This window comes from Rhodovulum marinum, from assembly GCF_004343075.1.
GTDB lineage: Bacteria > Pseudomonadota > Alphaproteobacteria > Rhodobacterales > Rhodobacteraceae > Rhodovulum > Rhodovulum marinum.
Genome location: NZ_SLXP01000011.1, coordinates 21,159 through 48,036 on the forward strand (window position 1 = coordinate 21,159; position 26,878 = coordinate 48,036).

27 protein-coding genes and 1 pseudogene are annotated in these 26,878 nt (G+C 65.3%); 18 read left to right on the top strand and 10 right to left on the bottom strand.

Going from position 1 to position 26,878, the window contains the following annotated elements:
* The first annotated feature begins 60 nt into the window (after positions 1 to 60).
* From rfbC to EV662_RS19595, 7 genes are all read left to right on the top strand, one after another.
* Positions 61 to 618, top strand: a complete 558-nt coding sequence (rfbC, locus tag EV662_RS15075; RefSeq protein ID WP_132464341.1) for a dTDP-4-dehydrorhamnose 3,5-epimerase — start codon at positions 61 to 63, stop codon at positions 616 to 618.
* Positions 615 to 1,655 carry a dTDP-glucose 4,6-dehydratase gene (rfbB, locus tag EV662_RS15080; RefSeq protein WP_132464344.1) on the top strand — a complete coding sequence of 347 codons (1,041 nt, stop codon included), beginning with the start codon at positions 615 to 617 and terminating at the stop codon, positions 1,653 to 1,655. Before rfbC ends, rfbB begins: the two co-directional genes overlap by 4 nt.
* Positions 1,652 to 2,509, top strand: coding sequence for a dTDP-4-dehydrorhamnose reductase (gene rfbD / locus EV662_RS15085; RefSeq protein ID WP_132464347.1), 858 nt, complete (start codon positions 1,652 to 1,654; stop codon positions 2,507 to 2,509). Before rfbB ends, rfbD begins: the two co-directional genes overlap by 4 nt.
* 112 nt (positions 2,510 to 2,621) lie before the next feature.
* A complete protein-coding gene (locus EV662_RS15090) occupies positions 2,622 to 3,566 on the top strand; it encodes a sulfotransferase family protein (protein WP_132464350.1) in 945 nt (314 codons plus the stop codon).
* A 34-nt stretch (positions 3,567 to 3,600) separates the two neighbouring features.
* Positions 3,601 to 4,482 carry a glucose-1-phosphate thymidylyltransferase RfbA gene (gene rfbA / locus EV662_RS15095; protein WP_132464353.1) on the top strand — a complete coding sequence of 294 codons (882 nt, stop codon included), beginning with the start codon at positions 3,601 to 3,603 and terminating at the stop codon, positions 4,480 to 4,482.
* Positions 4,483 to 4,515: 33 nt separating this feature from the next.
* Complete coding sequence (locus tag EV662_RS20060; protein WP_279533256.1) at positions 4,516 to 4,647, top strand: hypothetical protein; 132 nt, start codon at positions 4,516 to 4,518, stop codon at positions 4,645 to 4,647.
* Positions 4,644 to 4,817: a hypothetical protein gene (locus EV662_RS19595; protein WP_165915613.1), complete on the top strand. Its 174-nt coding sequence runs from the start codon at positions 4,644 to 4,646 to the stop codon at positions 4,815 to 4,817. Before EV662_RS20060 ends, EV662_RS19595 begins: the two co-directional genes overlap by 4 nt.
* A 67-nt stretch (positions 4,818 to 4,884) precedes the next feature.
* On the opposite strand, the gene EV662_RS15100 is transcribed toward EV662_RS19595, so the two are convergent.
* Positions 4,885 to 5,547, bottom strand: coding sequence for an N-acyl amino acid synthase FeeM domain-containing protein (locus tag EV662_RS15100; protein ID WP_132464356.1), 663 nt, complete (start codon positions 5,545 to 5,547; stop codon positions 4,885 to 4,887).
* An 836-nt stretch (positions 5,548 to 6,383) separates the two neighbouring features.
* Here EV662_RS15100 and EV662_RS15105 point away from each other — a divergent pair.
* Positions 6,384 to 7,103 carry a VPLPA-CTERM sorting domain-containing protein gene (locus EV662_RS15105; protein ID WP_165915614.1) on the top strand — a complete coding sequence of 240 codons (720 nt, stop codon included), beginning with the start codon at positions 6,384 to 6,386 and terminating at the stop codon, positions 7,101 to 7,103.
* Positions 7,104 to 7,257: 154 nt separating this feature from the next.
* Here EV662_RS15105 and EV662_RS15110 read toward each other — a convergent pair whose 3' ends face one another.
* Positions 7,258 to 8,277, bottom strand: coding sequence for a tyrosine-type recombinase/integrase (locus EV662_RS15110; RefSeq protein ID WP_132464362.1), 1,020 nt, complete (start codon positions 8,275 to 8,277; stop codon positions 7,258 to 7,260).
* A 50-nt stretch (positions 8,278 to 8,327) separates the two neighbouring features.
* On the opposite strand from EV662_RS15110, the gene EV662_RS15115 reads away from it, so the two are divergent.
* From EV662_RS15115 to EV662_RS19605, 10 genes are all read left to right on the top strand, one after another.
* Positions 8,328 to 8,555: a type II toxin-antitoxin system Phd/YefM family antitoxin gene (locus EV662_RS15115; protein ID WP_132464365.1), complete on the top strand. Its 228-nt coding sequence runs from the start codon at positions 8,328 to 8,330 to the stop codon at positions 8,553 to 8,555.
* A 9-nt stretch (positions 8,556 to 8,564) separates the two neighbouring features.
* Positions 8,565 to 8,951 carry a type II toxin-antitoxin system VapC family toxin gene (locus tag EV662_RS15120; protein WP_243695873.1) on the top strand — a complete coding sequence of 129 codons (387 nt, stop codon included), beginning with the start codon at positions 8,565 to 8,567 and terminating at the stop codon, positions 8,949 to 8,951.
* A 138-nt stretch (positions 8,952 to 9,089) separates the two neighbouring features.
* Positions 9,090 to 10,004 (top strand): DUF1403 family protein, encoded by a 915-nt coding sequence (locus EV662_RS15125; RefSeq protein WP_132464370.1) that lies wholly within the window; start codon positions 9,090 to 9,092, stop codon positions 10,002 to 10,004.
* 2 nt (positions 10,005 to 10,006) lie between these two features.
* Complete coding sequence (gene scpB / locus EV662_RS15130; RefSeq protein WP_132464373.1) at positions 10,007 to 10,621, top strand: SMC-Scp complex subunit ScpB; 615 nt, start codon at positions 10,007 to 10,009, stop codon at positions 10,619 to 10,621.
* Positions 10,622 to 11,037: 416 nt separating this feature from the next.
* Positions 11,038 to 12,450, top strand: a complete 1,413-nt coding sequence (locus EV662_RS15135) for a mannose-1-phosphate guanylyltransferase/mannose-6-phosphate isomerase (protein ID WP_132464376.1) — start codon at positions 11,038 to 11,040, stop codon at positions 12,448 to 12,450.
* A gap of 588 nt (positions 12,451 to 13,038) precedes the next feature.
* The gene (locus tag EV662_RS15140) at positions 13,039 to 17,046 is read left to right on the top strand and encodes an SdrD B-like domain-containing protein (RefSeq protein WP_132464379.1); all 4,008 of its coding nucleotides are present in this window, start codon (positions 13,039 to 13,041) and stop codon (positions 17,044 to 17,046) included.
* A 117-nt stretch (positions 17,047 to 17,163) separates the two neighbouring features.
* A complete protein-coding gene (locus EV662_RS15145) occupies positions 17,164 to 17,337 on the top strand; it encodes a VPEID-CTERM sorting domain-containing protein (RefSeq protein WP_132464382.1) in 174 nt (57 codons plus the stop codon).
* Between the two features lie 109 nt (positions 17,338 to 17,446).
* The gene (gene xrtE / locus EV662_RS15150) at positions 17,447 to 19,072 is read left to right on the top strand and encodes an exosortase E/protease, VPEID-CTERM system (RefSeq protein WP_132464385.1); all 1,626 of its coding nucleotides are present in this window, start codon (positions 17,447 to 17,449) and stop codon (positions 19,070 to 19,072) included.
* Positions 19,073 to 19,207: 135 nt separating this feature from the next.
* Positions 19,208 to 19,351 carry a hypothetical protein gene (locus EV662_RS19600; protein WP_165915616.1) on the top strand — a complete coding sequence of 48 codons (144 nt, stop codon included), beginning with the start codon at positions 19,208 to 19,210 and terminating at the stop codon, positions 19,349 to 19,351.
* Positions 19,352 to 19,390: 39 nt separating this feature from the next.
* Positions 19,391 to 19,534, top strand: coding sequence for a hypothetical protein (locus tag EV662_RS19605; RefSeq protein ID WP_165915617.1), 144 nt, complete (start codon positions 19,391 to 19,393; stop codon positions 19,532 to 19,534).
* Positions 19,535 to 19,806: 272 nt separating this feature from the next.
* On the opposite strand, the gene EV662_RS15155 is transcribed toward EV662_RS19605, so the two are convergent.
* From EV662_RS15155 to EV662_RS15190, 8 genes and pseudogenes are all read right to left on the bottom strand, one after another.
* The gene (locus EV662_RS15155; protein ID WP_207903626.1) at positions 19,807 to 20,097 is read right to left on the bottom strand and encodes a CcdB family protein; all 291 of its coding nucleotides are present in this window, start codon (positions 20,095 to 20,097) and stop codon (positions 19,807 to 19,809) included.
* Complete coding sequence (locus EV662_RS15160; RefSeq protein ID WP_132464388.1) at positions 20,085 to 20,339, bottom strand: type II toxin-antitoxin system CcdA family antitoxin; 255 nt, start codon at positions 20,337 to 20,339, stop codon at positions 20,085 to 20,087. The genes EV662_RS15155 and EV662_RS15160 overlap by 13 nt, the downstream gene beginning before the upstream one ends.
* 215 nt (positions 20,340 to 20,554) lie before the next feature.
* Positions 20,555 to 20,662: pseudogene (locus EV662_RS15165) on the bottom strand (IS481 family transposase); the annotation flags it as partial.
* A gap of 63 nt (positions 20,663 to 20,725) precedes the next feature.
* The gene (locus EV662_RS15170; protein WP_243695870.1) at positions 20,726 to 21,301 is read right to left on the bottom strand and encodes a rhomboid family intramembrane serine protease; all 576 of its coding nucleotides are present in this window, start codon (positions 21,299 to 21,301) and stop codon (positions 20,726 to 20,728) included.
* Between the two features lie 53 nt (positions 21,302 to 21,354).
* Complete coding sequence (locus EV662_RS15175; RefSeq protein WP_132464391.1) at positions 21,355 to 22,572, bottom strand: LPS-assembly protein LptD; 1,218 nt, start codon at positions 22,570 to 22,572, stop codon at positions 21,355 to 21,357.
* Between the two features lie 145 nt (positions 22,573 to 22,717).
* On the bottom strand, positions 22,718 to 23,335 hold the full coding sequence (locus EV662_RS15180; protein ID WP_132464394.1) for a polysaccharide biosynthesis/export family protein: 618 nt from the start codon (positions 23,333 to 23,335) through the stop codon (positions 22,718 to 22,720).
* Positions 23,336 to 23,474: 139 nt separating this feature from the next.
* Positions 23,475 to 25,871, bottom strand: coding sequence for a tetratricopeptide repeat protein (locus tag EV662_RS15185; protein ID WP_132464397.1), 2,397 nt, complete (start codon positions 25,869 to 25,871; stop codon positions 23,475 to 23,477).
* 180 nt (positions 25,872 to 26,051) lie between these two features.
* The gene (locus tag EV662_RS15190; RefSeq protein ID WP_132464400.1) at positions 26,052 to 26,744 is read right to left on the bottom strand and encodes a sugar transferase; all 693 of its coding nucleotides are present in this window, start codon (positions 26,742 to 26,744) and stop codon (positions 26,052 to 26,054) included.
* Positions 26,745 to 26,878: the final 134 nt, after the last annotated feature.

Here is a 26,878-nt window from a genome sequence, read left to right on the forward strand (position 1 = left end):
CAATTCGCCCGGGGCTGGCCGATACCGGCGGGGAGTTTTCCGGCCCGGATATTTGAGCCGATGCAGATTGAACAGACCGCGCTGCCCGGCGTCCTGATCCTGACGCCCGCCCGTCACGGGGACGCCCGGGGCTTCTTCTCCGAAAGCTGGAACCGGGCGCGGCTAGCCGAGGCCGGCATCGCGATCGATTTCGTGCAGGACAACCACTCGTTTTCGCATGCGAAAGGCACGCTGAGGGGGATGCATTTTCAGGCCCCGCCCCATGCCCAGGCCAAGCTGGTGCGCTGCGGACGGGGGGCGCTCTATGATGTGGTCGTCGATATCCGCAAGGGCGCGCCCAGCTATGGGGCCTGGGTCGGGACGGAACTCAGCTTCGACAACGGTCGGCAGATGCTCATCCCCGAGGGGTTCCTGCACGGCTTCGTCACGCTGACCGAGGAGACCGAGATTCTTTACAAATGCTCGGACTACTACACCCCCGACTGCGACGGCGCGGTGCGCTGGGACAGTTGCGGCATCGACTGGCCACTGGCGGGTGATCCCGTCCTTTCGGCGAAGGATCAGGCCGCTCCCCCCTTTGCCGCGTTCGACAGCCCCTTTGTCTGGGAGATGCCATGAAACTGCTTGTGACCGGGGGGGCGGGCTTCATCGGCTCGGCCGTGGTGCGGCGCGCCATCGCCGAAGGCCATGAGGTCGTGAACCTCGACGCGCTGACCTATGCCGCCTGCCTCGAGAACGTGGCGAGCGTCGCCGCTCTCCCGGGCTATGCCTTTGTCGAGGGTGACATCCGCGACGCGGATCTGCTGGCCCGCGTCTTCGCCGAACACGCCCCCGATGCGGTGATGCATCTGGCGGCCGAATCCCATGTCGACCGCTCGATCGACGGGCCCGGCGCCTTCATTGAGACCAACGTGATGGGCACCTATGCCCTGTTACAGGCCGCCCGTGGCCACTGGGAAAGCCGGGGGCGGCCCGCCGGCTTCCGCTTTCACCACATCTCGACCGACGAGGTGTTCGGCAGTCTTGGCCCGACCGGCAAGTTCACCGAGACCACGCCCTACGACCCGCGCTCTCCCTATTCCGCCTCGAAAGCGGCCTCGGACCACCTGGTGCGCGCCTGGCACGAGACCTATGGGTTACCGGTGGTGCTGACCAATTGCTCGAACAATTACGGCCCCTTCCACTTCCCCGAGAAACTGGTGCCCGTGGTGATCCTGAACGCGATCCACGGCCGGCCGATCCCGGTCTACGGGGCGGGCGAGAATGTGCGTGACTGGCTCTATGTCGAGGACCACGCCGAGGCGCTGCTGCTGGTGCTGGAACAGGGCCGGGTGGGACGCTCCTACAATATCGGCGGCGAGAACGAGGCGAAGAACATCGACCTCGTACGCATGATCTGCGCGATCCTCGACGAGATGCGGCCCGAGGGCGCGCCGCACGATCGGCTGATCACCTTCGTCACGGACCGCCCCGGCCACGACCTGCGCTACGCGATCGACCCCACCCGCATCCGCGAGGAACTGGGCTGGCGGCCCTCTGTGACGCTGGGGGAGGGGCTGCGCCGGACCGTGCGCTGGTATCTCGACAACGAGACCTGGTGGCGCCCGCTGCTGAACCGGGACGGTGTGGGGCAGCGGCTGGGGACGGGGGCGTGAGCCTGCTGGTCTTCGGGCGGACGGGCCAGGTGGCGCGCGAACTGGCGCTGCTTGCGCCCGAGGCGACCGTCCTCGGCCGGGACATGGCCGACCTCGCCGAGCCCGAGGCCTGCGCCGCGGCCATCGCCGCCCATGCGCCTGACGCGGTCATCAACGCCGCCGCCTGGACCGCCGTGGATCGGGCTGAAGAGGAAGAGGCGCTTGCCACGCGCATCAACGGCGCGGCGCCGGGCGCGATGGCGCGGGCCTGTGCGGCGCGCGGCATTCCCTTCGTCCATATCTCCACCGATTATGTCTTCGACGGCTCGGGCACGCGGCCCTGGCGCCCCGACGATCCGCCCGCGCCGCTCTCGGCCTATGGCCGAAGCAAGTTGGCCGGCGAAGAGGCGGTGCGCGCGGCAGGCGGCGCGCACGCGATCCTGCGCACTTCCTGGGTGTTCTCGGCCCATGGGGCGAATTTCGTGAAAACCATGCTGCGACTGGGGGCAGAGCGCGACAGCCTGCGGATCGTGGCCGATCAGGTCGGAGGCCCCACGCCCGCCGCTGCGATCGCCGCCGCCTGCCTCGCTCTGGCCGAGGCGCTGGCAAAAGATCCTGACAAGGCCGGAACCTACCATTTCGCGGGCGCCCCCGATGTCAGCTGGGCGGATTTCGCATGCGAAATCTTTGCCCGGGCCGGGCTGCGCGTCGCGGTCGAGGAGATCGCCACGGCCGGGTACCCGACGCCTGCACGCCGCCCGCTCAATTCCCGGCTCGATTGCGCCGCGCTGGAGGCTCGATTCGGCATTCCCCGCCCAGCCTGGCAGGCCGGGCTCGCACAGGTTCTGGCCCAGCTCGCTGCAGAACGACCATGACGAAACCCACGGGCATTGGGGGCGGGGAGGGCGGGTGTAAACGCTCCTGCCATATCGTGCTTGCGATAGAGGGTAGTGTTTGCAACAGCAGACACATGGAGCGGTTGGGAAGATGACGATGGGTTCGCATGCGGTGAACGACGTCTTCGTGCTTTACGGTGCGCTGCGCTCGGGCACGACATTGGTGCGGCTTCTGCTCGATGCGCATCCCGATATCGGCTGTCCGGGCGAGCGGGACTTCATGCTCGACCATCTCGAACAGAACGGCGCCGATCTTGTCCTGAACGCGGGCGATCTGGAACTCGACCGGATCTTCCGAGCCTCGGGCCTGCCTGTGCCGGATGTCCGGGAGGGGGAAGCCGCCTTCCGGACCATGTTGGCCGGGGACCGGGCGCGCTCCGGCAAGAAGGTCCATGTTCTTGTCCTGCACAGGGAACTGGGGCGTCTGAGGCAGCTCTGCCCCGAGGCCCGGATCATCCACCTGCTGCGCGATCCGCGCGATGTCGCCCGGTCGTCCATCGGAATGGGATGGGCGGGGAATACGTGGCACGGCATCGATCACTGGCTCGGGACCGAACGCGACTGGGACCGTCTGGCCATTCCCGAAGAACGGGTTTTCACCCTGCGCTACGAGGATCTGCTTGCCGCCCCCAAGGACCAGCTTTCCCGGCTCTGCGCCTTCCTGGGGCTGTCCTACAGCCCTGCGATGCTGGACTATGCGCAACATTCCACATACGAGGCCATCGATCCAAGGCTGGCGTTTCAATGGCGCAGCAAGCAATCGCCCCGGGAGATCGCCGAGGTCGAATACAAACTCGGCCATCTGCTTGAGGCGCGGGGATATCGTCCCAGCGGTGCCGTTGTCGGGCCGCCGGGCGTGATCCGCAGGGCACGTCTAGCGCTGCAGAACAAGCTTCATACTTGGAAGGTCCGCACCGAGCGGTACGGCTATGTCGATCCGGTTCTCGTCATGCTGGCAGGGCGGTTGCGCTGGAAATCCCTAGGCCGGGGGGCGCAGTTGCGGATCGACCGGAAAACACAGGGATATCTCAAATGACCGTTCTGCGGCTTGGCATCTCGGGGAAGACGACATGAGCACGCGCAAGGGCATCATCCTGGCCGGCGGGTCGGGCACGCGGCTTTATCCGATCACCATGGGCGTCTCGAAGCAGCTTTTGCCGCTCTATGACAAGCCGATGATCTACTATCCGCTCAGCGTGCTGATGCTAGCCGGCATCCGCGAGATCGCGGTGATCACCACGCCCGAGGATCAGGCGCAGTTCCAGCGCCTGATGGGGGACGGGGCGAAATGGGGGCTGTCCTTCACCTGGATCACGCAGGCCTCGCCCGACGGTCTGGCCCAGGCCTATCTGCTGGCCGAAGAGTTTTTGGCCGGTGCGCCGTCTGCCATGGTGCTGGGCGACAACGTCTTCTTTGGCCATGGCTTGCCCGAAATCCTCGCTCGCGCCGATGCAAGGGGGCAGGGGGGCACCGTCTTCGGCTATCAGGTCGCCGATCCGGAACGCTATGGTGTGGTGACGTTCGATGCGACCGGCACCCGGGCCGTCGAGATCGTGGAAAAGCCCGAACGCCCGGCCTCGGATTATGCGGTGACGGGGCTCTATTTTTTGGATGGCACGGCGCCCGAACGCGCCAAGTCCATCCGGCCCTCGGCGCGCGGTGAGCTGGAGATTACCTCGCTTCTGGAAACATACCTATTCGAGGGCAGCCTGACGGTCGAGAAGATGGGCCGGGGCTATGCCTGGCTCGACACCGGGACGCATGCGAGCCTGCTGGACGCGGGCAATTTCGTGCGCACGTTGCAGGACCGGCAGGGGCTGCAGATCGGCGCGCCTGAAGAGATCGCCTACCGGCAGGGCTGGATCGACCGCGAGGCGCTCGAGGCCCATGCGAAATTCTTCGGCAAGACCCGTTACGGGACCTTCCTTGCGCGGCTGGCGGACAGCGCCTGAGCAATCCCGGAAAAGGCGGCAGCGCAGCGGGTCATGGGGCGATCAACCGCCCACGATGGGCTGGACGCGCGGGACGAGGGCCAGGAGACGCGGACGATGGCAGGCAATTACATCATCTACACTTTGCCCTATTCGGAAGACATGCGCCGCGCGCGGACTGGGTGAAGAACCACGCGCTTGCCCGTTACGGGGTCGCCTACGGGCTGGATGACATCGCTCATGCCGAGACCACCCGGGATCAGGTTCTCGGCCTGCTCGAGGCAGAGGAGGCGAAAGGCGTCACTACGGTGCGCCGTTTCGTTGACCTGACCAAGACCAGGTTCTGGGTGGGGTGAAACCTCCCGCGCGGCGGCGCGGCAGAGGGTGAAGTCAGAGCTTGATCAGACGGCCTGACGGGAGCGTTCAGGCAGATCGAAGCGCCAGATGCTGCCCGTCCCCATCGGTGACATGCCCGGGTGGCGTGCATCCGGCGACGCGCTTTGGCAAATCGATCATCATCAGACTCAGAGGTGTAAGCGCCTCGGGATACGAAAAAGGCCCACTCACAACCTTGAATCCGAAGCGCTCGTAGAAAGGCGCATGGTTATGGCGCGCGATCATTGTGCCATGGTCGGCCTTGACGCTGCTTGAAAGCCCTGCCGCCAAGCTCAACGTATACATGACGACACGTCGGCGCAGTGCGCTATCATTGCACCTGACTGCAAGGCGCGAGCCGTCGATCAATCTCTCGCCGCAGTCGAGAAGCGGATCGAGATAATCCTTGAACAAGGCATAGGTGACGCAGTTCTTGTGCTCCCGGCTTATCACACTCAGCCTTATGGTCGATACAAGGCTACCGTGAAGGGTAACGCCGTAAATCGAGGAACTGCTCTCGTCGTCCTGCCAATCCGAAAGACTTGCCTCGCCGCTGCCCTGAATGAGACCTTCGCCATGGTAGGCATCATATCGAAGCTTGAAGATGCCCTCTTTTTGCCGCGTCGTACGAGCGACGAAGTGATTGAGACCCTGGAAATTGTCGAGGCGCTTGGAAACAAGGTTCTCAAGCTTGGCTTCACTGTATCCCACGGCCGCTCTCCTCATTCTAAGGATTTTTGATTGGATATGGCGAGAAAGGGGCCAGATGCATATGGCAAGAGTATGGCCAGAATCGATCCATATTGGCTCCGTCGCGAGTGTTATGCCCGTGAAGGTTATGCTTTCGTGAAGACACTGAGGCAGTCATGCTTAAGCTCGGCAGATAACTGCCCGCAGCGGCTCTGATGGATTGATTGTTGAACCACCAGTGGTGGGGTCAGAGGCGTGTTGCACAGAAGTACTTCCTGTTGACAGCAGGGAAAGCATTCGTGCCACCCGCGCGGCCACTATTTTCCGGTAAAGTTACGGCATCATGGTGCGAGACCTGTTGAGACAAGGTGAATTCACATACGTGCTGCCACCCAAGGCAGACACCACCCCAAGGCACTCTTTCCAAACAGCCGACTAGCAAGCTAAGCGGAGGAGCCGGAGCGACAACCGAATTCTGGGAATCGTTGGGGCCACGAGCAGGCTTTCGCCACTTATGGGGTTCCGGGTGGCTGTCTCTCGCCTGCCCGACAATTGGATGTCTTGCCCTGGGCTGTTGGCTTCACTTAAGATTCCAGGCTTCGAATACAGAGCGTGATGGACCGCCGGCTTTGGCCGGCCGCGTGCAAGGTCTGCCAGCGACGGCCTTGCGGATGCCGAGAACGGTTCTCTTGAGCGCGCTGCCAACTCGTGGCACAGTAAACATGTTTGCTAAGAGAACGAGGCATGTTAACTTCTCATTGAACTATCGCGTTGGCGGCCGAGGAGAATCATGGCGGCGGCAGTGGTGGTGTATATATGTCTCAGGTGTGGACATCATTTTAGACGGGGGTAATCAGATGGATATGAAGATTTTGGCAGCGGCAGCATCGGGCGCGCTGCTCTTGGGTGTGGGACAGGCCGCGGCCGCAACGATCGTTATCGATTCGTTTGTGACCGATCAGCAGGTGGGCGATGCGGACGCTTTGCCGAGCTTGGCGCAAGGGTCTGAATTGGCGGCGGCCGATGCGGTCGGCGGTTGGCGCGATATGTATGTCGTCTCGAGTGGCACCGCGATCAGCGCGACGGGGCTCGTGGCGGGCATTCCCGATGGTGTCCTGGCGTTCAACAATGCTGACAATGTTACCGGGCAAGCCTGGGTCACCTATGACGGGAATGACGGCGATGCGATCGCAGTGGATAACCTCGGCCTGAATCTCGATCTCGGCGGCCAACCGGGCAGCGGCTTCCAGTTCCAGGTTCTGCGCCTGGATCAGGGTGCCCTTTCCGCAGAAATCAGGGTATGGGACCGGACAGGAGCGTTCACGTCGTTTGGCGGTCCGATCAGCCCGGGTGGCGACACGTTCGTGCCGTTTGCATTGTTCGATAATGCTGCTTTCGACTGGACACAGGTCGGTGCGATTCAGTTCTACGCGGAGACCACAGGGGCGATCAGCGTTGATGCGGCGATCGGTCCGATCACCGTCGAGACGGTGCCGCTGCCGGCCTCGGCGCTCCTGCTGCTGGGTGGCCTTGGCGGCCTGTCGGCCGTTGGCATGCGCCGCCGCAAGCGTAGCTGAGGACTCCGGCAAGGGGCGGGGAACCGACTTCGCCGCCCTTCCGGACATGGTCTGAAAGATTGAAAACACGCGCTTCGGCGCGTGTTTTTCATTGCGTGCCGGTCCGGGACCGCCTGCAATATACCGCGCAGGGCCGCCGGGCAGCCATCCAGGCTTACAGCCCCGCGGCGCGGGTCAGGTTGACGCGAAAACGGTCGCGGCGGCGCTGGTAGCGGCGGGTCATCTCGGCGGAGGCGTGGCCGAGGTGTTTCTGGACGTGGCGTTCGTCGATCTCGGCGCTGCTGGCGAGGCCCGCGCGTAGCGAGTGGCCGGAATAGAGCGCGAGGCGCTCGGCTTCGGGCAGGTCCGGGCGCAGGCCGGCGGCGAGGACGCAGCGCTTGACGAGCCGCGCGACATGGCGGTCGTTCAGGCGGGCCCCGAGCGCGCGGGTCCCGTCGCGCGAGACCCGCACGAAGACCGGGCCGAAGTCGATCCGGGCAAAGTGCAGCCATTGTTCCAGCGCGTGCACCGGGCAGGTCCGGTCGGAGGTGCCGCGGCCCACCTCGACCTCGCGCCAGCCGGTCTTGGCGTTCAGCGTCAACAGCGCGCCGCCCTCCAGGAATTCGATCCAGCCGCGCTGGTCGGGCGTGTCGTCACGCCCCGTATCGAGCCCCACGATTTCCGAACGCCGCAGCCCGCCGGCATAGCCCAGCAGCAGCATCGCCCGGTCGCGCAAGCCCCGCAGGTCATGGGGCAGGGTGGCGGCCATCGCAAGGATATCCTCGGCCTGAACCGCCTCTTTCTGGCGCGGCGGACGGGCATGTCTGCGCCGGATCCCGGCCAGCACGCCGGCGACATGGCGGTCGTCGCGGTCGAGGCGAAAGCCGCGCTGGCGAAAATTCCAGGCCAATCCGGAAAGCCGACGCTCGATACTGGCGACCGAGAGGGCAGGGGCCTTGCTCGCGGGCGCGGCCAGATCAGCGATGTAAAGCGCGATCAGTTCCGGCGAGGGGGGCAGGGGCTCTGCCCCGCGCCTCCGGCACCAGCGCGCGAACTGGGCCCAGTCCGTGGCATAGGCCCGCTGCGTGGTCTCCGCGGCGGCGGCCTGCGCGTAATCCCGCGCGGTCTCGACGAGCCGGTCGAGTGTGCCGGAGCCGGCAACGTGGTCGGGCAGGGCGATGTCATCTTCGGGCATGGCCGGCGCCTTCTCTTGACTTAGCTAAGTTAGCCATATAAGAATATTCTATGCAGTTCTCCGTCCATACCGCCAAGACACAGCTTTCCAAACTCATCGACGCGGCGCTGCGCGGCGAGGAGGTGGTGATCGCCAAGGGATCGCAGCCGGTCGTGCGCCTGGTGCCCGTGCCGCAGAGGCGCAATCTGATCGGTGCATTGGAAGGCAAGGTGACCGTGCCGGAGGATCTGTTCGAGCCGATGTCCGAGGACGAACTCAGGCTCTGGGAGGGCAACTGATCCTTGGACGTGCTTCTCGACACGCATGCATGGACCTGGATGCTCACGAACGATCCGAAACTGACCCGCGCGGCGCTTGAGGCTGCAGAGGCGGCCGATGCGGTTCGTCTCAGCCCGATCAGTTTCTTCGAGATCAGCCAGAAGGTCCGGATGGGAAAGTGGCCGGAGATGGCGGCCTTTCTGGACCAGCTCCCGGATCTTGCGGCGGGGCAGGGCATCCTTTCGGCCCCGCTTGTCCCGGAGGTGGCGGTCCTCGCCGGGTCCATGGTCTGGCCCCACCGCGATCCGTTCGACCGGATCATCGCGGCCACGGCGGTTCTGTCCGGTGCGGTCCTTCTGTCGGCGGACGCGATGTTCGACACGCTCGAAAACGGTGGTCTGCAGCGCGTCTGGTAGCGGGGTTCCCATGCTCTGCCGCCGTTTCCTGACATGTCCGATAAACCAATATTACCGGACATATAAGTACCGAGCAAGGTGCGGCGGTTTTACTGTTTCGAAGTGGCAGAAAGCGCCGTCACGGGGTAGGCTCGGGGCATGCAGCACGCCCGTCCGACACCCGCCCGCGACCCCGAAAGCCTGCCCCGGATGCCCGCCTGGGTCACCCGGGGCGGCGGCCAATCCGCTGAAGATGTGGCCTTCCGGTCGGGCGCGGCGCTGGCCACGCTGGATCTTGTGGCCGGGTCCGCCGAGATTCCCCTGGGCCTGTTGCGCGACCGGCTGGCGCTCGCTGCGGCAGAGGCCTGCGTCGCGCGCGCCGGCCGTCCGGAACGGGCGCGCGACCTGCGCGATGCGGTGCATCTTCTGCGCCCCGGCGGGGCTCCGGGTCCGGCCGGCGCGGTCTTCGCGCTGTGGCGCCGGGCGGTGCGGGTGCCGCTGTGCCCCGGGCTGGCGGGCCTGCGGCGTCTGGTGCCGGAGGCGGCCGGCGCGGCGATGTCCGCCGACGCGGCGGGGCAGGGGGCCGTGACAGGTGCGGCCGCGGTGCTCGCGGCGGTGCTGCCCGCTCGGCCGCAGGAAGAGGACGCGGCGCTGATCTTGGCCGATGCTACGCTGGCGCACGCGCTCGGCTGGCCGCACATGCTGCCGCTGCTGGCCACCGGGCTGAAACGCCGCGACCTGGCGCTGACCGGGGCCGATCTGCACCGTGCCTGCCACCGCGCCGCACTGTCCGGGGCGGTGGTGGCGCACCGGACGGCGCTGGATCTGGCCCGCCGCGCCGCGCATCTGCGCGCGGTCGCGCCCCGGCTGCGCGCGAAGGGCGCGGCGGCGGCGGTGGCGCTGTTTCTCGCCGAGGATGCACTGGCGCCCGGGCTGGCGCTGTCGCCCGTGGTCCGGGGCAGCAGGGTTTCGATGAGCGATCGCGCCGCGCGCCGGCTGTGCGACCGGCTGGTCGCGCTCGGCGCGCTGCGCGAGCTGACCGGCCGGCCCGAGTTCCGGCTCTACGGGCTGTGAGAATGGCCGGGCGGCGGATACCGACAGGCGCTGCGGCGGGGACGCTCGACCGCGAGCTGGCCGACCTGCCCCCGGAGCGGCGCTGGCGCGAATGGATACGGCGGATCGAGGCGGTGCTGTTCGCCTCGGCCAGCCCGGTAGCGCGCACGGATCTGGCGCGCGTGGTGGGACAGGGGGTGTCGGTCGATCTGCTGGTCGCGGACCTGGCCGCCGAGCTCGAGGGCCGCGCGGTCGAACTGGCCCGCATCGGCGATGGCTGGATGCTGCGCACCCGGCCCGCCTATGCCGCGGCGATCCGCGTCGCGGCGGATGTGGCGGGGCAGGGGCTGGATCTCTCCGAGACCGAGCTCGCCGTCCTCGCCGCCATCGCGTATCACCAGCCGATTACCCGCGACGGGCTGCGGCAGATCTTCGGCAGCGAGATCGGCCGCGAGCTGATCGGCCGGCTCGCCGCGCGCGAGCTGATCGCCCCTGGCCCCCGCGCGCCCCGCCGCGGCGCGCCCTACAGCTTTGTCACCACCGATACCTTCCTCACCGTCTTCGGCCTGGAAACCTTGCGCGACTTGCCCGACCCGGAGCAGATGCAGGATTCGGGTCTGTACGGCGGAGGGGGCTGAGGCGATTTTCCAACCGACCCAGCGTGGCCGACCGGCCGATACGAGGGGCAGGCGCTGCCGTCCGGTTCGGATACGCTGGATTGACGCGTGTGCGTTCCGCCCGCCGGTTGAGATGGGTGGAACGCTCTGTGTCACACATTCATGCAACGACGGCACAGCTATCCGGCACTCTGGGACGGCCCGCCTTTCGCCAGAGCCGTCGGCGGGCGGAGCCTGTATGTTCTGGACTCTGCGATTGCCAAATCGCGCCCTGTATCGCCTTTCCTGTAACGCTTGACCTTCCCCTCCGAACCGGACCAGATCGGCAGGCGTGGGGGCGCGATGTCGGGGCGGGGCGATCTCCACGTGTCGCCACTGGTGCCGATCTGTTAAAACCTTCGGCCAAAGCGCCCGGAGTATAGAAGAGACCTGTTTCCATGATCCATCCCGTCATTCTTTGCGGCGGCTCGGGCACCAGGCTCTGGCCTGTCTCGCGCAAGGCATATCCCAAGCAATTCGCCCCCCTGGTCGGCACCGAAAGCCTCTACCAGCAGACCCTGCGTCGTTTCGCCGGGCCCGATTTCGCGGCCCCCCTGATCATGACCGGGGACGAGTTCCGCTTCATGGCCGCCGAACAGGCCGCCGCGCTTGGGCTGTCGGATGCCCGCGTGGTGATCGAACCCGTGGCGCGCGACACCGCGCCGGCGATCCTGACCGCGGCGCTGCTTTTGGCCGACGACCCGGAGGCACGGATGCTGGTGGCCCCCTCGGACCACGTGATCGGCGATCTGCCCGCCTTCCTGGCGGCGGTGGCCACCGGCGCGGGCGCGGCGACCGGTGGCAGGCTGGTGACTTTCGGGGTGACGCCGGACCGGCCCGAGACGGGATATGGCTACCTGGAACTCGCCTCAGAGCCCGTTCCGGGCGAAACAGTGTCTTTGAAGAGCTTCCGCGAGAAGCCCGACCAGGCCACCGCCGAGGCCTTCCTGGCGGCCGGCACCTACTTGTGGAACGCTGGCATCTTCCTGTTCCGGGTGACCGATGTCATCGCCGCATTCGAGGCGCATGCGCCGGGGCTGATCGCCCCCTGCCGCGCGGCGATCGAAAAGGGACGCGAGGATATCGGCTTCCTGCGGCTCGACGAGGACGGCTATGCGGGCGCGCAGGCAATCTCGTTCGACTACGCGATCATGGAAAAGGCGCCCCATGTCGCCGCGGTACCGTTGGCGGGGGGCTGGTCCGATCTCGGGTCCTGGGATGCGATCTGGCAGACCCGCGCGCCCGATGCCAACGGGGTCGCGACCGACGGGCCGGTGACCGCGATCGAGTGTTCCGACAGCTACCTGCGCTCGGAAGAGGGCAACATGCAGCTGGTGGGGCTTGGGCTGAACGGCATCGTCGCGGTGGCGATGCGCGACGCGGTGCTGGTGGCCGACAAGTCCCGCGCCCAGGACGTCAAGGCGGTGGTCAGCGCGCTGCGCGCGGCGAAGGTCGCCCAGGCCGACGACTATCCCCGCTTCCACCGGCCCTGGGGCTGGTACGAGACGCTGTGCCTGGGCGGGCGCTTCCAGGTCAAGCGGATCATGGTGAAACCGGGCGGCGTGCTGTCGCTTCAAAGCCACATGCACCGGTCGGAACACTGGATCGTGGTCGAGGGCACCGCCGAGGTGACGATCGGCGAGGAGGTGCGCCTGGTGACCGAGAACCAGGGCGTCTACATTCCGCTGGGCACCGTGCACCGGATGGCCAATCGCGGCCGGCTGCCGATGTACCTGATCGAGGTGCAGACCGGCAGCTATCTCGGCGAGGACGACATCACCCGCTACGAGGACATCTACGACCGGTCCTGAAACCGGCCAGACCCGGGACGGGAATCGGTTTCAATTTTGGATTGCATGCCTCGACGAGGCTGTCGCGCCAGTCTTGTACAAGGCGCATGAAAGGGCTTTCGCCCCCTGCCCCCGCAACCCGAAACGACACCGCGCCGGCTGGGACCAATATTCCCTCGGCATGCGCATTTATGCGCGCCGGGAAACAAACCCGATCCCCACCCGGACTCCCCTCAAAAATGTGGCGGAAATCCAGAAGAAACTTGTCACAAGGATGGCATTCCTGCTTATCATGTTCCCCGTGAGTGGTGACGGGGGTGAGGAAGACCGGCCAGGCGCCGAGGGGAGTTTCGGGTTTTCGATTACAAGACCATTGGAAAGACTATTCGTCGAAGCAGGCGCATACGGGCCCTGCCTTAGTGATTAAGGAACGGCAGACCCGGCCATGTTTCGGCCACCATGGGCAAAGACCGCTCCCCTTTCCGTCCCCAAGGCATCAGGACCAGGCATCTTTCGTCCGACATGCGCGATTTGACTCGGGCCATCGTGGGTGGTGGCTCGGCACGGACCGGTAACGGCGCCCTTTAGAGGCCCAGAGGGGACAGAGAGATGACCTATTATTACAGCAGCTACACGACCTACGAATTCACCGCCTTCAGCGAGAGCAGCCTTCTCGCGCAGGGGGAGCTGGGCACCAATGTCGGCTGCGGCGACACCTTCACGATGCCGACCCATGCCGATACCTGCATCTCGGTCTGCGACAACGACCGCTACCTCTCGGGCGATGCCTGCTATAACGAGAAATCCGACGACAGCTATGGCCAGCAGGCCACGATCACGACGGACGGCGCCCATGTGGGCAATGGCGGCCAGATTTACGCCGAAAGCTATTTCTGGGTCTGTGACCAGCACGGCAACTGGTACGTGATGATCGAGATCGAGCAGGAAGGCGCCTCGGGGGACTATTTCACCTTCCACTCGGGCTACGGCATGCCGCCGGCGGGCGCCCATCTGACCGTCCACAGCGAGTGCAACGTCTCGGGGAACTGGGTCGACTACAAATGCCTCGACGCCGGGCCGCAATGCGACCCGAACGACGCGCCGGTCTTTGACAACGTTCCGGCGGACGGCGAGGTCTGCATCGACGAGAACACCACCGCCGTTCTCGACCTGGATGCAAGCGATGCCGATGGCGACAGCCTGACCTATGCGATCGCCGGTGGCGCCGACGCCGCGCTGTTCGAAATCGACGCCCATACCGGCGAATTGCGTTTCAAGGCCGCCCCCGATTACGAGGCCCCGGCCGATGCCGGCGGCGACAATGTCTACGAGGTCGAGGTTAAGGTCTCGGACGGCCAGGGCGGCGAGCAGACCAAGCTGCTCAAGGTCTGCGTCAACGACGTGGACGAAGGCACCCCGGGCGGCACCTGCACCGTGATCGAGGCCGAGGACATGCACCTGTCGGGCTATACGGTCGAGCATCGCTCGGATGCCTCGGACGGCGCCGGAATCAAGCTTTGCTCGTCCTATGGCTATGCCTCGACCACCTTCAAGGGCGATGCCGGCAGCTATGACCTCAAGATCAGCTACATGGACGAGAGCGACGGCGAGGGCTGGCTGAAGGTCTATGTCAACGGCTGCGAGGTGAAGCGCATCCAGCTGAACGCCAATGACGGCGGCGACGGGCTGGACGGCAGCTCGTCCTGGTCGGTGCTGACGCTGGAAGACCTGGACCTGAAATACGGCGACACGATCACGCTGAAGGGCGTGGGCGACTGCGCGGAATACGCCCGCATCGACAAGATCGAGATCTGCGAGCCGGCCTGCGCGCCCTGCGTCACGATCGAAGCCGAGGACATGTACGCCTACAACTACAAGACGGTGTGCGGCGCCGAGGCCTCGGGCGGCGAGCTGGTCAAGCTCAAGACCGACTGGTGCGGCGGCATCGAGGACGGCAAGCTGAAGACCACCTTCAAGGGCTGCGACGGCACCTATGACCTGAAGATCCTGGCCCAGGACGAGAATGACGGCCAGTCGACCATCGTGGTCAAGGTGAACGGCGTCGAGGTCGGCACCGTGTTCCTGGACCAGGACGATGACGGCGCGGGCGACGACAATGGCGGGTTCTCGGAATTCACGCTGGAGAATATCGAGATCGGCTATGGCGACGAGATCGCGCTTTATGCGTTCAGCGATGGCGGCGAATATGTCCGCATCGACAAGATCGAGCTGTGCAAGGACGAAGAGCCCCAGCTGGGCGCGATCGGCGACACGGTCTGGTTCGACGCCGATGGCGACGGCATCCAGGACGCGAGCGAGGCCGGCGTGGCGAACGTCACCGTGACCCTGCTGGACGGGGACGGCAACGAGGTCGCCAGCCAGGCCACCGACGGCAACGGGAACTACCTGTTCGAGGGCCTGGCGGCGGGCGATTACCAGGTGGTGTTCGAACTGCCCGCGGGCGGGTTCGCCTTCACCACGCCGGACGCGGGCGGGGACGACGCGGCGGATTCCGATGCCGATGCGACCGGCGCGACCGGCACGATCACCCTGGCGGCGGGCGAGGAAAACCTCACCGTGGATGCCGGGATCGTGGAACTGCCCGGGTCGATCTCGGGCCGCTATTTCTGCGACACCAACGACAATGACGTGGATGACGGCAGCGTCGATCCGGGCGTCGAGGGCGTGGTCGTGGAATTGCTGGATGCCAGCGGCGTGCCAACCGGCATCACCACGACGACCGGCGCGAACGGCGAATACAGCTTTACCGGGCTGGAAGCGGGCACCTACGGCGTGCAGTTCACCGACCCCGACGGCGTGCTGGCGGGCAAGCAGCTGGTCGCGCCGAACGTGGGCGATGACGACACGGTCGATTCCGACGCGATCGGCGACACCACGCTTTCGGTCATCGAGAACATCGTGGTCGAGGCCGGCCAGGAGAGTGCCGACAACGACGCCGGCGCGGAATACACCGCGAGCCTTGGCGGCCTGGTGTTCGAGGATCTCGATGCCGACGGTATCCAGGATGCCGGCGAGACCGGGATCGAGGGCGTGACGGTCACCCTGACGGGCGGCGGCGCGGATGGCGTGATCGGCACCGCCGACGACACCACCGCGACGGCCACGACCGATGCCGACGGCGAATACGCGTTCACCGGGCTGAACCCCGGCGAGGAATACCAGGTCAGCTTCGGCCGGCCCGACGGGGCCGAGGTCAGCCCCGCCGATGAAGGCACCGACGACACGGTCGACAGCGACGGTCTGGTCGCCCCGATCGTGACCCTGGCCCCCGGCGAGGTCGACGACACGATCGACCAGGGCTTCTACGAACTCGCGGAACTGGGCGATTTCGTGTTCCTCGACGCGAACGACAACGGCATCCAGGACGAAGGCGAAGCCGGCGTCGAGAACGTCACCGTGAAGCTGTTCAAGGACGGCGTCGATACCAACCGGTCGACCACGACCGACGCCAACGGCGCCTACAGCTTCACCGGGCTTGTTCCCGGCACCTATTCGGTGATGTTCGTGGCCCCCACGGGATTTGCCTTTACCGCGGCCAATGCCGGGACCGATGATGCACGCGACAGCGACGCGGACGCGGTCACCGGCATGACCCAGGAGGTCACGGTGATCTCGGGCGAGGTCAACGGCACGCTGGATGCGGGGCTGGTCGTGCTGAACAACGACCCCGAACCGCAGCCCGACACGGCCAAGACCTGCGCCGACGAGACGGTGACGGTGGACGTGCTGGCCAATGACAGCGACCCGGACGGCGATGTGCCGTTCATCACCGCGGTCGACGGCCAGGCGATTGCCGAAGGCGGCAGCGTAACAACCGGTGCGGGCACCGTCGTCAGCCTGATCGGCGGCGAACTGGTGATCAACGGGGAAGCCGCCTACGCCGATCTCGACATCGGCGAGCAGAATGTCGAGGTCATCTCCTACACCGTCTCCGATGGAAACGGCGGCAGCGCCACGGCCGATGTCACGGTCACCTTCTGCGGCGACGCGAACAGCTATGCCTCGCTCGCGCTGTCGCTGCCGGAGACGGCCAATCTCGAAGTCGCCGGGGCACTGGCCGACCCTGGGGCCTTTGATGTCACAGTCTCCGGATCGGGCGATGCCCGCTTCGACGGGGTGACGTTCGAGAATGCCTACTGTCTCAGCTTCTTCGACCCGATTCCGCTGGGGCAAGCGATCCCGGGCGATGTCTACGGCACCGAAAATGCCGGCGTTCCGGGTATCTTCGATGCCGACCAGATCAGTTCGGTTAACGGCCTCACCGCCGCCGAAAACATGGACCTGATTCAGTACATCGTGTCGAAGAACTGGGAAAACGATCCAAACGTCGACTATGACGGCTGGGACGTCCAGTTCGCCATCTGGGAGCTGACCGACGACATCGAGACCGCTGACTGGCTCTCGACCTTCACCGAGGCGACGGTGGCCAATGTCGATGCAATCATCGCGGATGCGCTGGCCAACGGGAACGATTTCTCGTTCGAGGGGGATGGCGAGATCGCGGGCATGATCTGGGATCCCAACCCGGAATCGGCCCAGATCCAACAGCCGTTCATCATCGGCTTTGAGTTCGACGATTACGATTGCCTCTGCTGAGGCGAAAAGATTGACGGCAGCCGCTGTTGCAAGCGGCCGCCGTCATAGGTGGGCAATCCCCACCGTTTCGTTGGGGTGCGATGGTGTACCCCATATCCTTTCGCGAAGGAGTAAAACATGAAGACTATTCTGACGGCCCTTGTTGCCGCGCTTGCGGCCACCTCGGCATCGGCCAACGCGTTCGCTCCGGTTTCCGTGCCAGAAATCAGTGCGCTGGAAGGCACCGCGGCGCTGGCCGCCGTGGCCGCCATCTTGCTGCTGGTCTGGGAGCGCCGCCGCCGCGCGGCCTGAGACCCGGCATATACCATCGGACAGGCCCGTCCCCGACCGGGGCGGGCCTGTTCACTTCCCGCTCTGAAACGCATTCCCTTCTCAGCGCCTCGCCGCCCATCGTGACGCCATGAGCTTCATTACCGATCTTTCTCTCCGGCCTTCGCGCATGGCCCTTCTGGTGACCGCCGCGCTACTTGTGGCCGAGCTGGGCGCCATCGGGGTGATCTTCAAGCATGCGATCGCCTTCGAATGCCTCGCCAACTGGCCGGCCCGGGCCTGTTCGGGGGCCAGTGGCGCGCTGGTGGCGCTGTACTGTCTGCTGGGCGCGCTGGCGCTGTTCGGCATGCTGCGGCCCCAGCCGTTGCGCGATCTAGTCCGTCAGGCCGGGGAACGGCTCTGGCCGCTGGCCCTGAATGCGGCCGGCGTGGTTCTGGCCTTGGTTCCGGTGGCATTCCTGCGGGAGGGCAGCGGCACCGCGGCGCTGATCCCCAGTTTCGGGTTCTGGTTCGCCGGCATGGTGTTCTTGTTGGCGGGGCTACTTCTCTATCTTGCCCCCCTGCCCCGCTGGCGTGTCTTTCTGGCCGGCAACCTGACGACGCTTGTGCCGGTGCTGGTCGCGGGGGCACTGGCGCCTTCGCTGTCAATCCTGATCCGGCCGCTCTGGCGGATCGAGACGATCGCCGACACCACATTCACCATCGTCGCCTGGGCGATCGGAGCCATAGGCTATGAGGTCTTCAGCGATCCCGCGGCCAAGGTCATCGGCACCGAGGAGTTCTCGATCTCGGTCGCGCCTGTTTGCTCGGGGATCGAGGGGATCGCGCTGGTGACGGTCTTTGTCACGCTGTATCTGGTGCTGTTCCGCCGCGAGATGCGCTTTCCGCGGGCGCTGCTGCTCTATCCGATCGGGATCGCAGCTTCGGCGCTGTTCAACGTGATCCGGATCACGCTGCTTCTGATGATTGGGCTCGAGGGCAATCCCGCACTGGCCGTAGGCGGCTTCCACAGCCATGCAGGTTGGCTGATGTTCACGCTGGTCGCGCTGGGGATCATCGCGCTCGCCCAGACCGTGCCGGTCCTGAAGACCGCCCCGGACGCGGGCGCGATAGACCCTGTTCTGGCCGAGAACGACCTTGCCCCCCTGCCGTTCTGGCGCGACCCGGTGGTCGCCCGGATACTGCCCTTCGCGGTGTTCATGCTGTCCGCGTTGGCGGTTTCGACGCTCTCGCAGATGCCGGGAATGCTCTACCCCGCGCGGGTGCTCGTGCTTGGCGCGGTGGTGCTGGTCTTCCTGCCGATCTATGCACGGCTGAGTTGGGCGCTCGACCCGATCGCGATCGCCGCTGGGGCGGCCATCGGCGCGATGTGGATCCTGATCCCGGTGCCCGAGGCGGAGGGGGGCGCGCCCTACGGCACGCTCGCGGGCGGAGTGCTGGCGCTGTGGTTCGTCGCCCGCGGCGTCGGCACCATCGTTCTCGTCCCTCTCGTTGAGGAACTGTTCTTCCGCGACTACCTGGAAAGCCGGCTGCGGCTTGACCGCGGGACGGTCTGGGCGATCTTCGCCGCGCTGATCACCGCGACGCTCTTCGCCGCGCTCCATGATCGCTGGGCCGAAGCCTTCGTGGCCGGGTTGGTATTTTCGGCGGTCGCCCGGCGGAGACAGAGGATTGCCGACGCGATTCTTTCCCATGCGGTGGCGAACGCGATCGTTTTCGCCGCCGCCGCGATCGGTGGAAATCTGCACATCATCTGAACATTCCCCAGCAAGCCCGCAATCGGCCGGCCGATGGGTCCTCATCGGGTCCGCAATCCTTGCCAAGGCCCGGCGGACACAGCACCATGTCCACCGTGCAGCCCACTCGGAAAAGGCCGGGTGATGATTGTGCCCTTGATTGAAGCGTCCGCCCGGTCGCTTGGCTGCGCCGTGATCTTCGGTCTGATCGGGTTTCCCACCGCTGCGCTCGACATTTCCGAGGCCACCGATTTCGGCACGCGCACCGCGCGGACGGGCGGAGAAGTTTATACCCTTTAGGGCGGCACCAACGTCTTCGAGGGGCGGCTGCAGGGTAAGGTGGCATTCCCGCTCGACCAAGAGGTTATCAATTTCTCTCTTGCCACGGCGGATCAGATCGAGGAAGCCCGCTTCGACTATCTGGGCGGCACGGTGAAGGCGTTCGAGGTGCTGGAAATCGATCTCCGGCTTACATGCGATTAAGGGCATTTCTTCAACCAGCAGGCCCGGCCTTTTGATGCCCTGGGCGAGCTGGTCCGGATCGATTTCATTCCCTAGGCGCTTGCGCTTTTTGCTGCGCGCACGGAGGTGCCGGACGCCTATGTCCGGATCGGCTTCGGCAAGGGGTCTGGCCACATCCCCGTCGCTTACGATGTTGCCTATCGCCTGCTGATCGTCGTCGCACCCTGAGCGGGGGCTTGCCACTCAGAACCGGCCATGGCGCCATGGACAGGAATCCGGCGGTTTGCACGGGATCACACGCCGCCCATCAGGACATCGACAGCCCGGGTGATTTCATCCCCTTGGTCACTGGCGCTACCCACATGCCGCAAGCTGGACCGGCGTACGGCCGCGATCAGGCGCGTCGCCAAAACAAGGCGGCGGCCCCCGTGGCGGATCACGGGATTCAGGTATCGGATGGCAGGGTAGTCGGGCAAAAGCGGAATGACGACCACGGAGGGGTCAGGCGGCAGAAGGTCGCTTTCAACGACTACCATGGCGACACCGCCATATTCTGCGATGTCGAAGCGCTTCAGCTGCTCCACGATGCCCTTCCCGGCGATGTCAGGATGTCGGCCAGCGGGTGGCTGTTGCGGTCGTGCCATTCCGCTTGGGCTGCAAATGCCTCGGCGTTCTCCTGAAGCCACTCGCGCCGGCGAGCTTCTTCGACCGCGTGCCGGAGGGCAGCATCGGCCACCGCCGAGATGTTGACGCCGAGCTCCCGCGCGGCGTCCAGCGCGACCGCGTCAAGGGTGAGCGATGTCTTGCGTTTTGAAGCGGTCGCCATGACAGGTTACTCCTGATGCAACATACCTTGAATTTATACCGCCCAATAAGCTGTATCAAGCCGGAAGTGTCGCCATGCCGCCGCGGTCAGAGGCCATTGATGAGTTGAGGCAGAACATCGATCCGCTTCAGCTTGCGCTTGCTCATCACCACCATCCCCATGTCTGCTCCCGCTGTCTGTTCGGCCCAGCGGGGAGAGTGACATTCCTGCTTTGCTCAGGTGTTCAGTCCCGGCATTTGGTAGATCGGGTCGAGGATGAATCGATCCGGCTCTGAGGTCCAGAATGTGCAGATGTCGTATGGCGTGAGGCCATCCAGGATCTTGGCGGGTCCAATTCACCACACGACTTGTGGGTAACTGCAAGCCCAACCGGGCGGTTACAAAGATCAGTCGGCAGGATCCGGATCAACGGCTCTGGGGTCGATCAGCAGCGCCAGGATCCAACCCGCCACAAATCCGCCCAGATGGGTTTCCCAGGCGAGTTGCCCGTGCATCGCCCACCAGAGCACCACGTTCAATCCCACCAGCAACAGCACGGCGCGAACCACCGGCCACAGCCCTTCGCGATGGGTGAAGCGGTCGACATAGGCCCAGGCCAGGATGCCCCCCACCAGCCCGAACAGCGCCCCCGAGGCGCCGACCATGGGGCGGAGATCCGGGGCGAGCAGGGCGAACCCCGCCGCACCGCCCAAGATTGAGCCGGTATAGAGCAGGGCGAAGCCGGGTGCCCCCACCCGGCCCAGAACCGCCTGACCCAGCGACCAGAGCGTGATCATGTTGACCAGGAGATGCGCGGGTCCGCCATGCAGGAAGCTGTAGCTGAGAAACATCGCGTAGGGCTGTGCGGGGTAGTTCGGTTTCCAGCCCGTCAGCAGCCCCGGCCAGAAGCCGCCGTAATCATAAGCAAGCTGGCGCAGGCGGATCGGCCCGATCAGCCCCGCATCGGCGAGGGAAAGCGCCAACTCGATCGCGCAGCAGACGAGGATCAGCCCGTATAGAAGCAGATGGCTTCCCCTCAGAATCGCCTCCAGAAGCTTTTCTCGATGGACAGGAAGATCTCGTTGGAGCGCTCGGTGGTGTCGTTCTCGCTGTCGATCCTGTGCGTATAGCCGGCCACGAGGCCCCAATCCTCGGCCAGGCTGTGGCGGTAGCTGAGGTTGAGGTCGATCTGGCGGTCCGCATCCTCGGACCCGCCCAGATAGTCGGTCGAGCGCAGGAACACCGCGGCCTGCAGGCTGGAGAGTTCGGTCAGGTCCCGGTTGTAGGAGACGCTCAGGCGGCTGTTCAGTGCTTCGTCGCCGTTGTCGTCTGTGGTGAACGCCTGATCGAGCGACAAGTTCAGCCTGCTGGTGGGGCGTTCGTGGAGATAAGCAAGGCTGTAGAGCGGCCGCAGATCGCCATCCTCGCCCTGGCTGAGCCCGAAGCCCGCGTCGAGTGCACCCCGGGGCAGGTCGAGGCTGCGGTTAATCCGGACGGTAGAGCGGCGCTCACCATCATCGTTGAGGTCAGAGACGAAGCTTCCGGTCCAGGCGCCGTTGAGCCGCTCCTCGGTGAATGACAGCTCGAAACTTGCACCCTCCTGCTGGTCTTCGATGCCACCTTCGGTTTCCGTGGTACGCGTGTAACCTACGAAGATATCGGTGCTCAGGGTCGGTGTCACCGCAAGGCGCGCACCGGCCGAGATGTTCTCGTAAAGCACATCCCGCCCCGCCGCATCCTCGTCGGTGTCGGAATACGTACCGCGGAGCAGGGCGGTGATCCGGGGATCGATCACGAAGGTGAGCGTACCCGTCGCCGAGACCGTCTCGCCGTCCACCAGGTCGGGATCACTGGTATCGGCATAGCGGGTCGTGCGATATCCTAGATCGAGACCGCCACCGAAGGGTGCGTCGCGTCCGAACACGAAGCCCAGATTGGCGGACATGTCCTCGCGGGTGCCGGTAGAAAACCGCACGATGTCTTCCAGATCGTCGTCCGGCTCCAGCGTATCGACATCGCGCTCACGGTATTCCAGATCGAGATCGACGGCGCTCGAGAGGTTTTCCCGCCCATAGGTCAGCCGCAGGCGCGGTTGCTGCACATCGGAGGACCCGTTCGAGAGGTTCTTGCGCAACCCTGCGCTTGCGTCGAAGCTGATTGCCGAAACGGAGGTCGCGGCATTCAGCGAGATCGAGAGGTTGGTGGTCGCTGTCAGCCCCTCTTCTTCCACGTCGAGGTCGTCTCCATCGCTCAAGCCGAGCCGTTCGGAGAGCGTGAATTTAAGGGCGGGTCTGCCGGGACCCTGGTCCTGACCCAGGCCGGCAAGCGGCCACGCACAGAGAAGGCCCGCCGCGGCGAGCCCTCCTGCCAGTCTGGATGTCCTGCACCCGGCCATCGTATCACTCGAACAGGCGCCGCTCCGGCACCAGGATCACGTCTCCGTCCTGCAGCCGGATATCCTGTTTCAGCGCGGCGCCCTCGGTCAACGCCTTGTAATTGATCTGGTAGACCTTCTGCGTGCCCGAGCGCGGATCGGTCCGGCGCAGCTGCACGCGCTTGGTTGCGGCGAACCGCGTTACCCCGCCCGACTGGGCCAGGGCCTGCAGAAAGGTGGTCCCGCGTTCGACCTGGATGAGGCCGGGCGTATTCACCTGGCCGAGGAAATAGATACCTATGCCCGGCGCGCCGCCGGTGCCTGGGCTGGCATAGGCCGCCGCCGAGCCCGGCTGGGCCGAAACGAAGACATTGGGCGAAACCGCGAAATTCGGCGCGATCGCCTGGGTGATGGCACCTGCGATCTCGCCGGTGGTCTGCCCCGCGGCCTGCACCGTGCCGGCGAAGGGAAAGCTGAAGCGCCCGTCGGGCAGCACCACGACTGAACGGTTCAGAGTGGAATCCTCGAGCACCTCGATGGTCAGCGTGTCGCCGGGACGCACCTGATATTCCTGCTGCGCGGCCGCGACCGTTGTCATCAGCGCCAGAACCAGCCCGGTCACGATACGTTTGAGGTACAGCATGGTCTTGTCTGCCTTCCTGCCAGATATGGCGTCATATTCTCCGGTCAGGCCGGGCAAGGAAAGGGTCCAATATGCCTGGGCGAATATCGGACCCAATGTGTAGTGGTCGTGTCACGTATAGGATAGGCTGATGCCCTGCTCAGTTCTCCGGCGCGACCGCGCTCAACTCCTGTATCTGGGCCCGGGCCGCCTCGATCTGAGCGCGCTGGTCGCCCGGGCCAGCGATCTCGACCGCCTTCCGGAACTGTGCCAGCGCATCGTCTCGGCGTCCCAGCGCGAAATAGACCTGCCCCAGATGATACTGCACCAACGGGTCGTTCGGCAGACCCTGGGCGGCAGCCTCGAGATAGGGCAGCGCCTCCGCGCTCTCGCCGCGGCGATGGGCGATCCAGCCATAGGTGTCCTGCATCGCGGGGATTTCGGTGTCGTTGAAGCGGCGGGCGATGGTCCAGGCGCGTTCGAGGCTTTCATCATCCTCGCGATAGGTGGCCAGGAGACTTGCAAGGTTGTTGGCCACGACCGCCGAGCCAGAACTCCTCTCATAGAGATTTTCGTAGATCGCGAGGGCTCCGTCGATATCGCCATCCTGTTCCAGGAAGGAGGCCTGGGCCCAGAGAAGCTGCGGGTTTTCGGGCGCGCTCGAGAGGGCTTCGGCAATTGTGGTCTTCGCGCCCTCCCGGTCACCCTGACGTTGCTGTAGCCGGGAAAGTTCGAGCCAGACACCCGGGCGGGCCGGGTTCCGGTCGAGAAGTCCCCGATAGATCGCCTCAGCCTCGGAGAGGTTGCCGTTCACCGCCTGGGCCGTGGCCAGCACGATGTCGAGCGCCTCGTTGTCGGGGTTCTCGGCCTTGAGCGCCTGGGCCTGTTCGAGTGCGGCTTCGGTGTCGCCGGTGCCGATGCGGGCGCGGATCAGTGCGATCCTGTTGGCAAGCGTCGCATCCGCCGCGTTGGCCAGCTGTTCGAGATAGGCCATCGCCTCCTCGGCGCCGCTCTGGCGGTTGAGCCGTTCCGCCTCAATGGCGTTGGCGGCCTGGACCGCAGCCTCGTCGCCCTGGCGGCGGAGCGTGTCGGCCACGTTCTGGGCGCGGCCGAAATCCTCCATCCGGAGGTAGAGCTGGCCCAGCATGACGAGAAGGTCGCGGTTGTCGGGCGCAAGCCGCAACGCATTGATCAGGATGTCCTCGGCGGGCAGGTAGCGTTCCTCGCCGATCAGGAGCCGGGCGTATCGGATGGTCTCGGCCGGTGCGTTGCCCGAGGCCTCGACTGCAAGCGCGAGGAAATCGCGGGCCAGTTCGGGCCGGCCCGAGCGCGAATAGGCCTCGGCCATCAGCGTCATCGCCTGGGCATCCTCGGGGGCGGAATCGAGCGCGGTGCGCAGCGCGGCGATCGCGGCGTCGGTGTCGTCGGCCTCGATCTGCCAGGCCGCCTGCATCTTGAGCGCCTCGGGATGGTTCACCTCCTCGGTGAGGACCTCTTCGACCAAGGTGCGCGCGCCGACCTCGTTGCCCGTGGTCAGCAGCATGCGCGCGAGGGTGATCTTGATGTTGTGGGTCTGTTCCGAGGGTTCGGCACCCTCGAGCGCGCCCTGCATTGTCGCGATCGCCTCGTCACGCTGGCCGGCGGCGAAGTCGAGACCCGCGCGCAGCACCAGGAACGGTACGGGATCGGGCCGTTCGGCGATGGCCTTGTCGATTTCCACCCGGGCGGCTTCCACGCCGCGGACTTCCGCCAGGAAGCGGATCAAATCGATCGTGGGGCCGGGTTCGTCGGCGGGGGCCGCCTCAGCGAGGTCACGCAGGAAACCCTCGGCCGCGTCGAAATCCTGTCGAGAAAGGTAGAAGCGGACCAGCGTCGCCTTGTTGTTGGTGTCCTCGGGGAAACGCTCGACCATCTCGCGTAACTGCGCCTCGATGGCCTCCATGTCGCCGATCTGTGCAAGAACTCTCAGCCGCTCCCTGTAGTAGCGGGGATCATCGGGGGCTAGCGCGATCACCTTGTCGATCTCGGCCAGCGCTCGTGAAAGATCGCCCTCGCGCAGAGCGTTGTCGATCACGATCATGCGAAGCGGAAAGCTCTCAGGTTGTTCGGCAAGCTGGTCATCGGCCTGGCGTGCGGCCTCGCGGCGCGCCGGTTCGTCCTCGGCAAGCGCCGCCGCCCGGTAGGTGCGTATCGTGGCGATGGCCTTGACACGCGGTTCCTCGGGGGCCAGTTCCTCGGCCCTTTGGCCGTGGCGCTCCACCTCCTCCCAGAGATTGGAGGCGAAGGCGAGTTCGGTCAGGGCGATGCGCGCCTCGAGATCGTCGGGGTACTGCTCGGCGATCCGCAGATACTGGCTGTAGGCTCCCTGCCGGTCTCCCCGCTGCTGCAGCAGCACCTCGGCCAGCGTGCGGCGCGCCTCGAGATGGCCGGCGTCGTTCTGGAAGACGTTGCGAAGCTCGACGATGGCGCGATCGTAATCCTGTTCCGCGATCAGGTCGAGCGCGGTCTGGTAATGCCCCTCGGCCTTCTCCTCTTCGGACTGGCAAGCCGAGAGCATGAGCGTAGTGCTTAGAAGAGCGGCGGGGAGGAGACGGCTGAAAACGCGCACGGCACAATATCCTTCAGGTCAGTCGATCCAAATACCAAGCAGAGGCAGGCCCAGGCTGGCCTGCCGTACTTTCGGCCGCATGCATGGGGCTTGGCAAGGCGCGGATCGTGCGGATCGTTAAAATGCCGGTCAGTAGCCGGTTCCGCGCAGCACCACAGCGACCGTACGGAAGAGCACGCCGAGATCGGTCCGGAAGGACAGGATACGGAAATAATGCTCGTCATAGGGCGCCCGGCCTACGAAATCACATTCGTTGCGGTCCGAGATCTGCCACAGCCCGGTAATACCGGGGCGCAGGTTATAATAGGCGGTGCCTGGGTAAAAGACCTTCTGCTCGACCATCATCGGCCGGGGCCCGACCAGCGACATGGTGCCATTCAGCACGTTGATCAACTGCGGCAGTTCGTCGAGCGAGGTCTTGCGCAGGAATCGGCCCACCCGGGTGATGCGCGGGTCGTGCTTGAGCTTCTGGGTCGCGTCCCATTCCAGGCGCGCGGCCGGATTGCGGGCGAGATAGGCCTCGAGGATGCGATCGGCATCCGGCACCATGGTGCGCAGCTTCCATAGCTGGAACGGCTTGCCGTTCCGGCCGACGCGTTGCTGCGTGTAGAACGGGCGATGCCCGTCAGTCGCCACCAGCAGGGCCAGCACCAGGATCAGCGGCACGGTGAATGGCGCGGTCAGGACGACCAGCGCTAGGTCGAGCATGCGTTTGAAGATGGCACGATAGACCCCCGTGGGAGCCGGGCGGTAGAGCGGCGAGGGACCGATTACCGGCTTCGCCTGCATGTCCGCGTTCAAGTCGGTCAAATACAATGTCATAAGCAGCAGTCGGCTGAAGCCGATCCTTCAAGAAAATGGCACCCTGTCACCAGCGGCGTTGCACCGCCAAGATTCCCCCGGAGCCAGACAATCGCTGGCCCACCTCTATTGTGGTAACATTATGGTCGAATTGA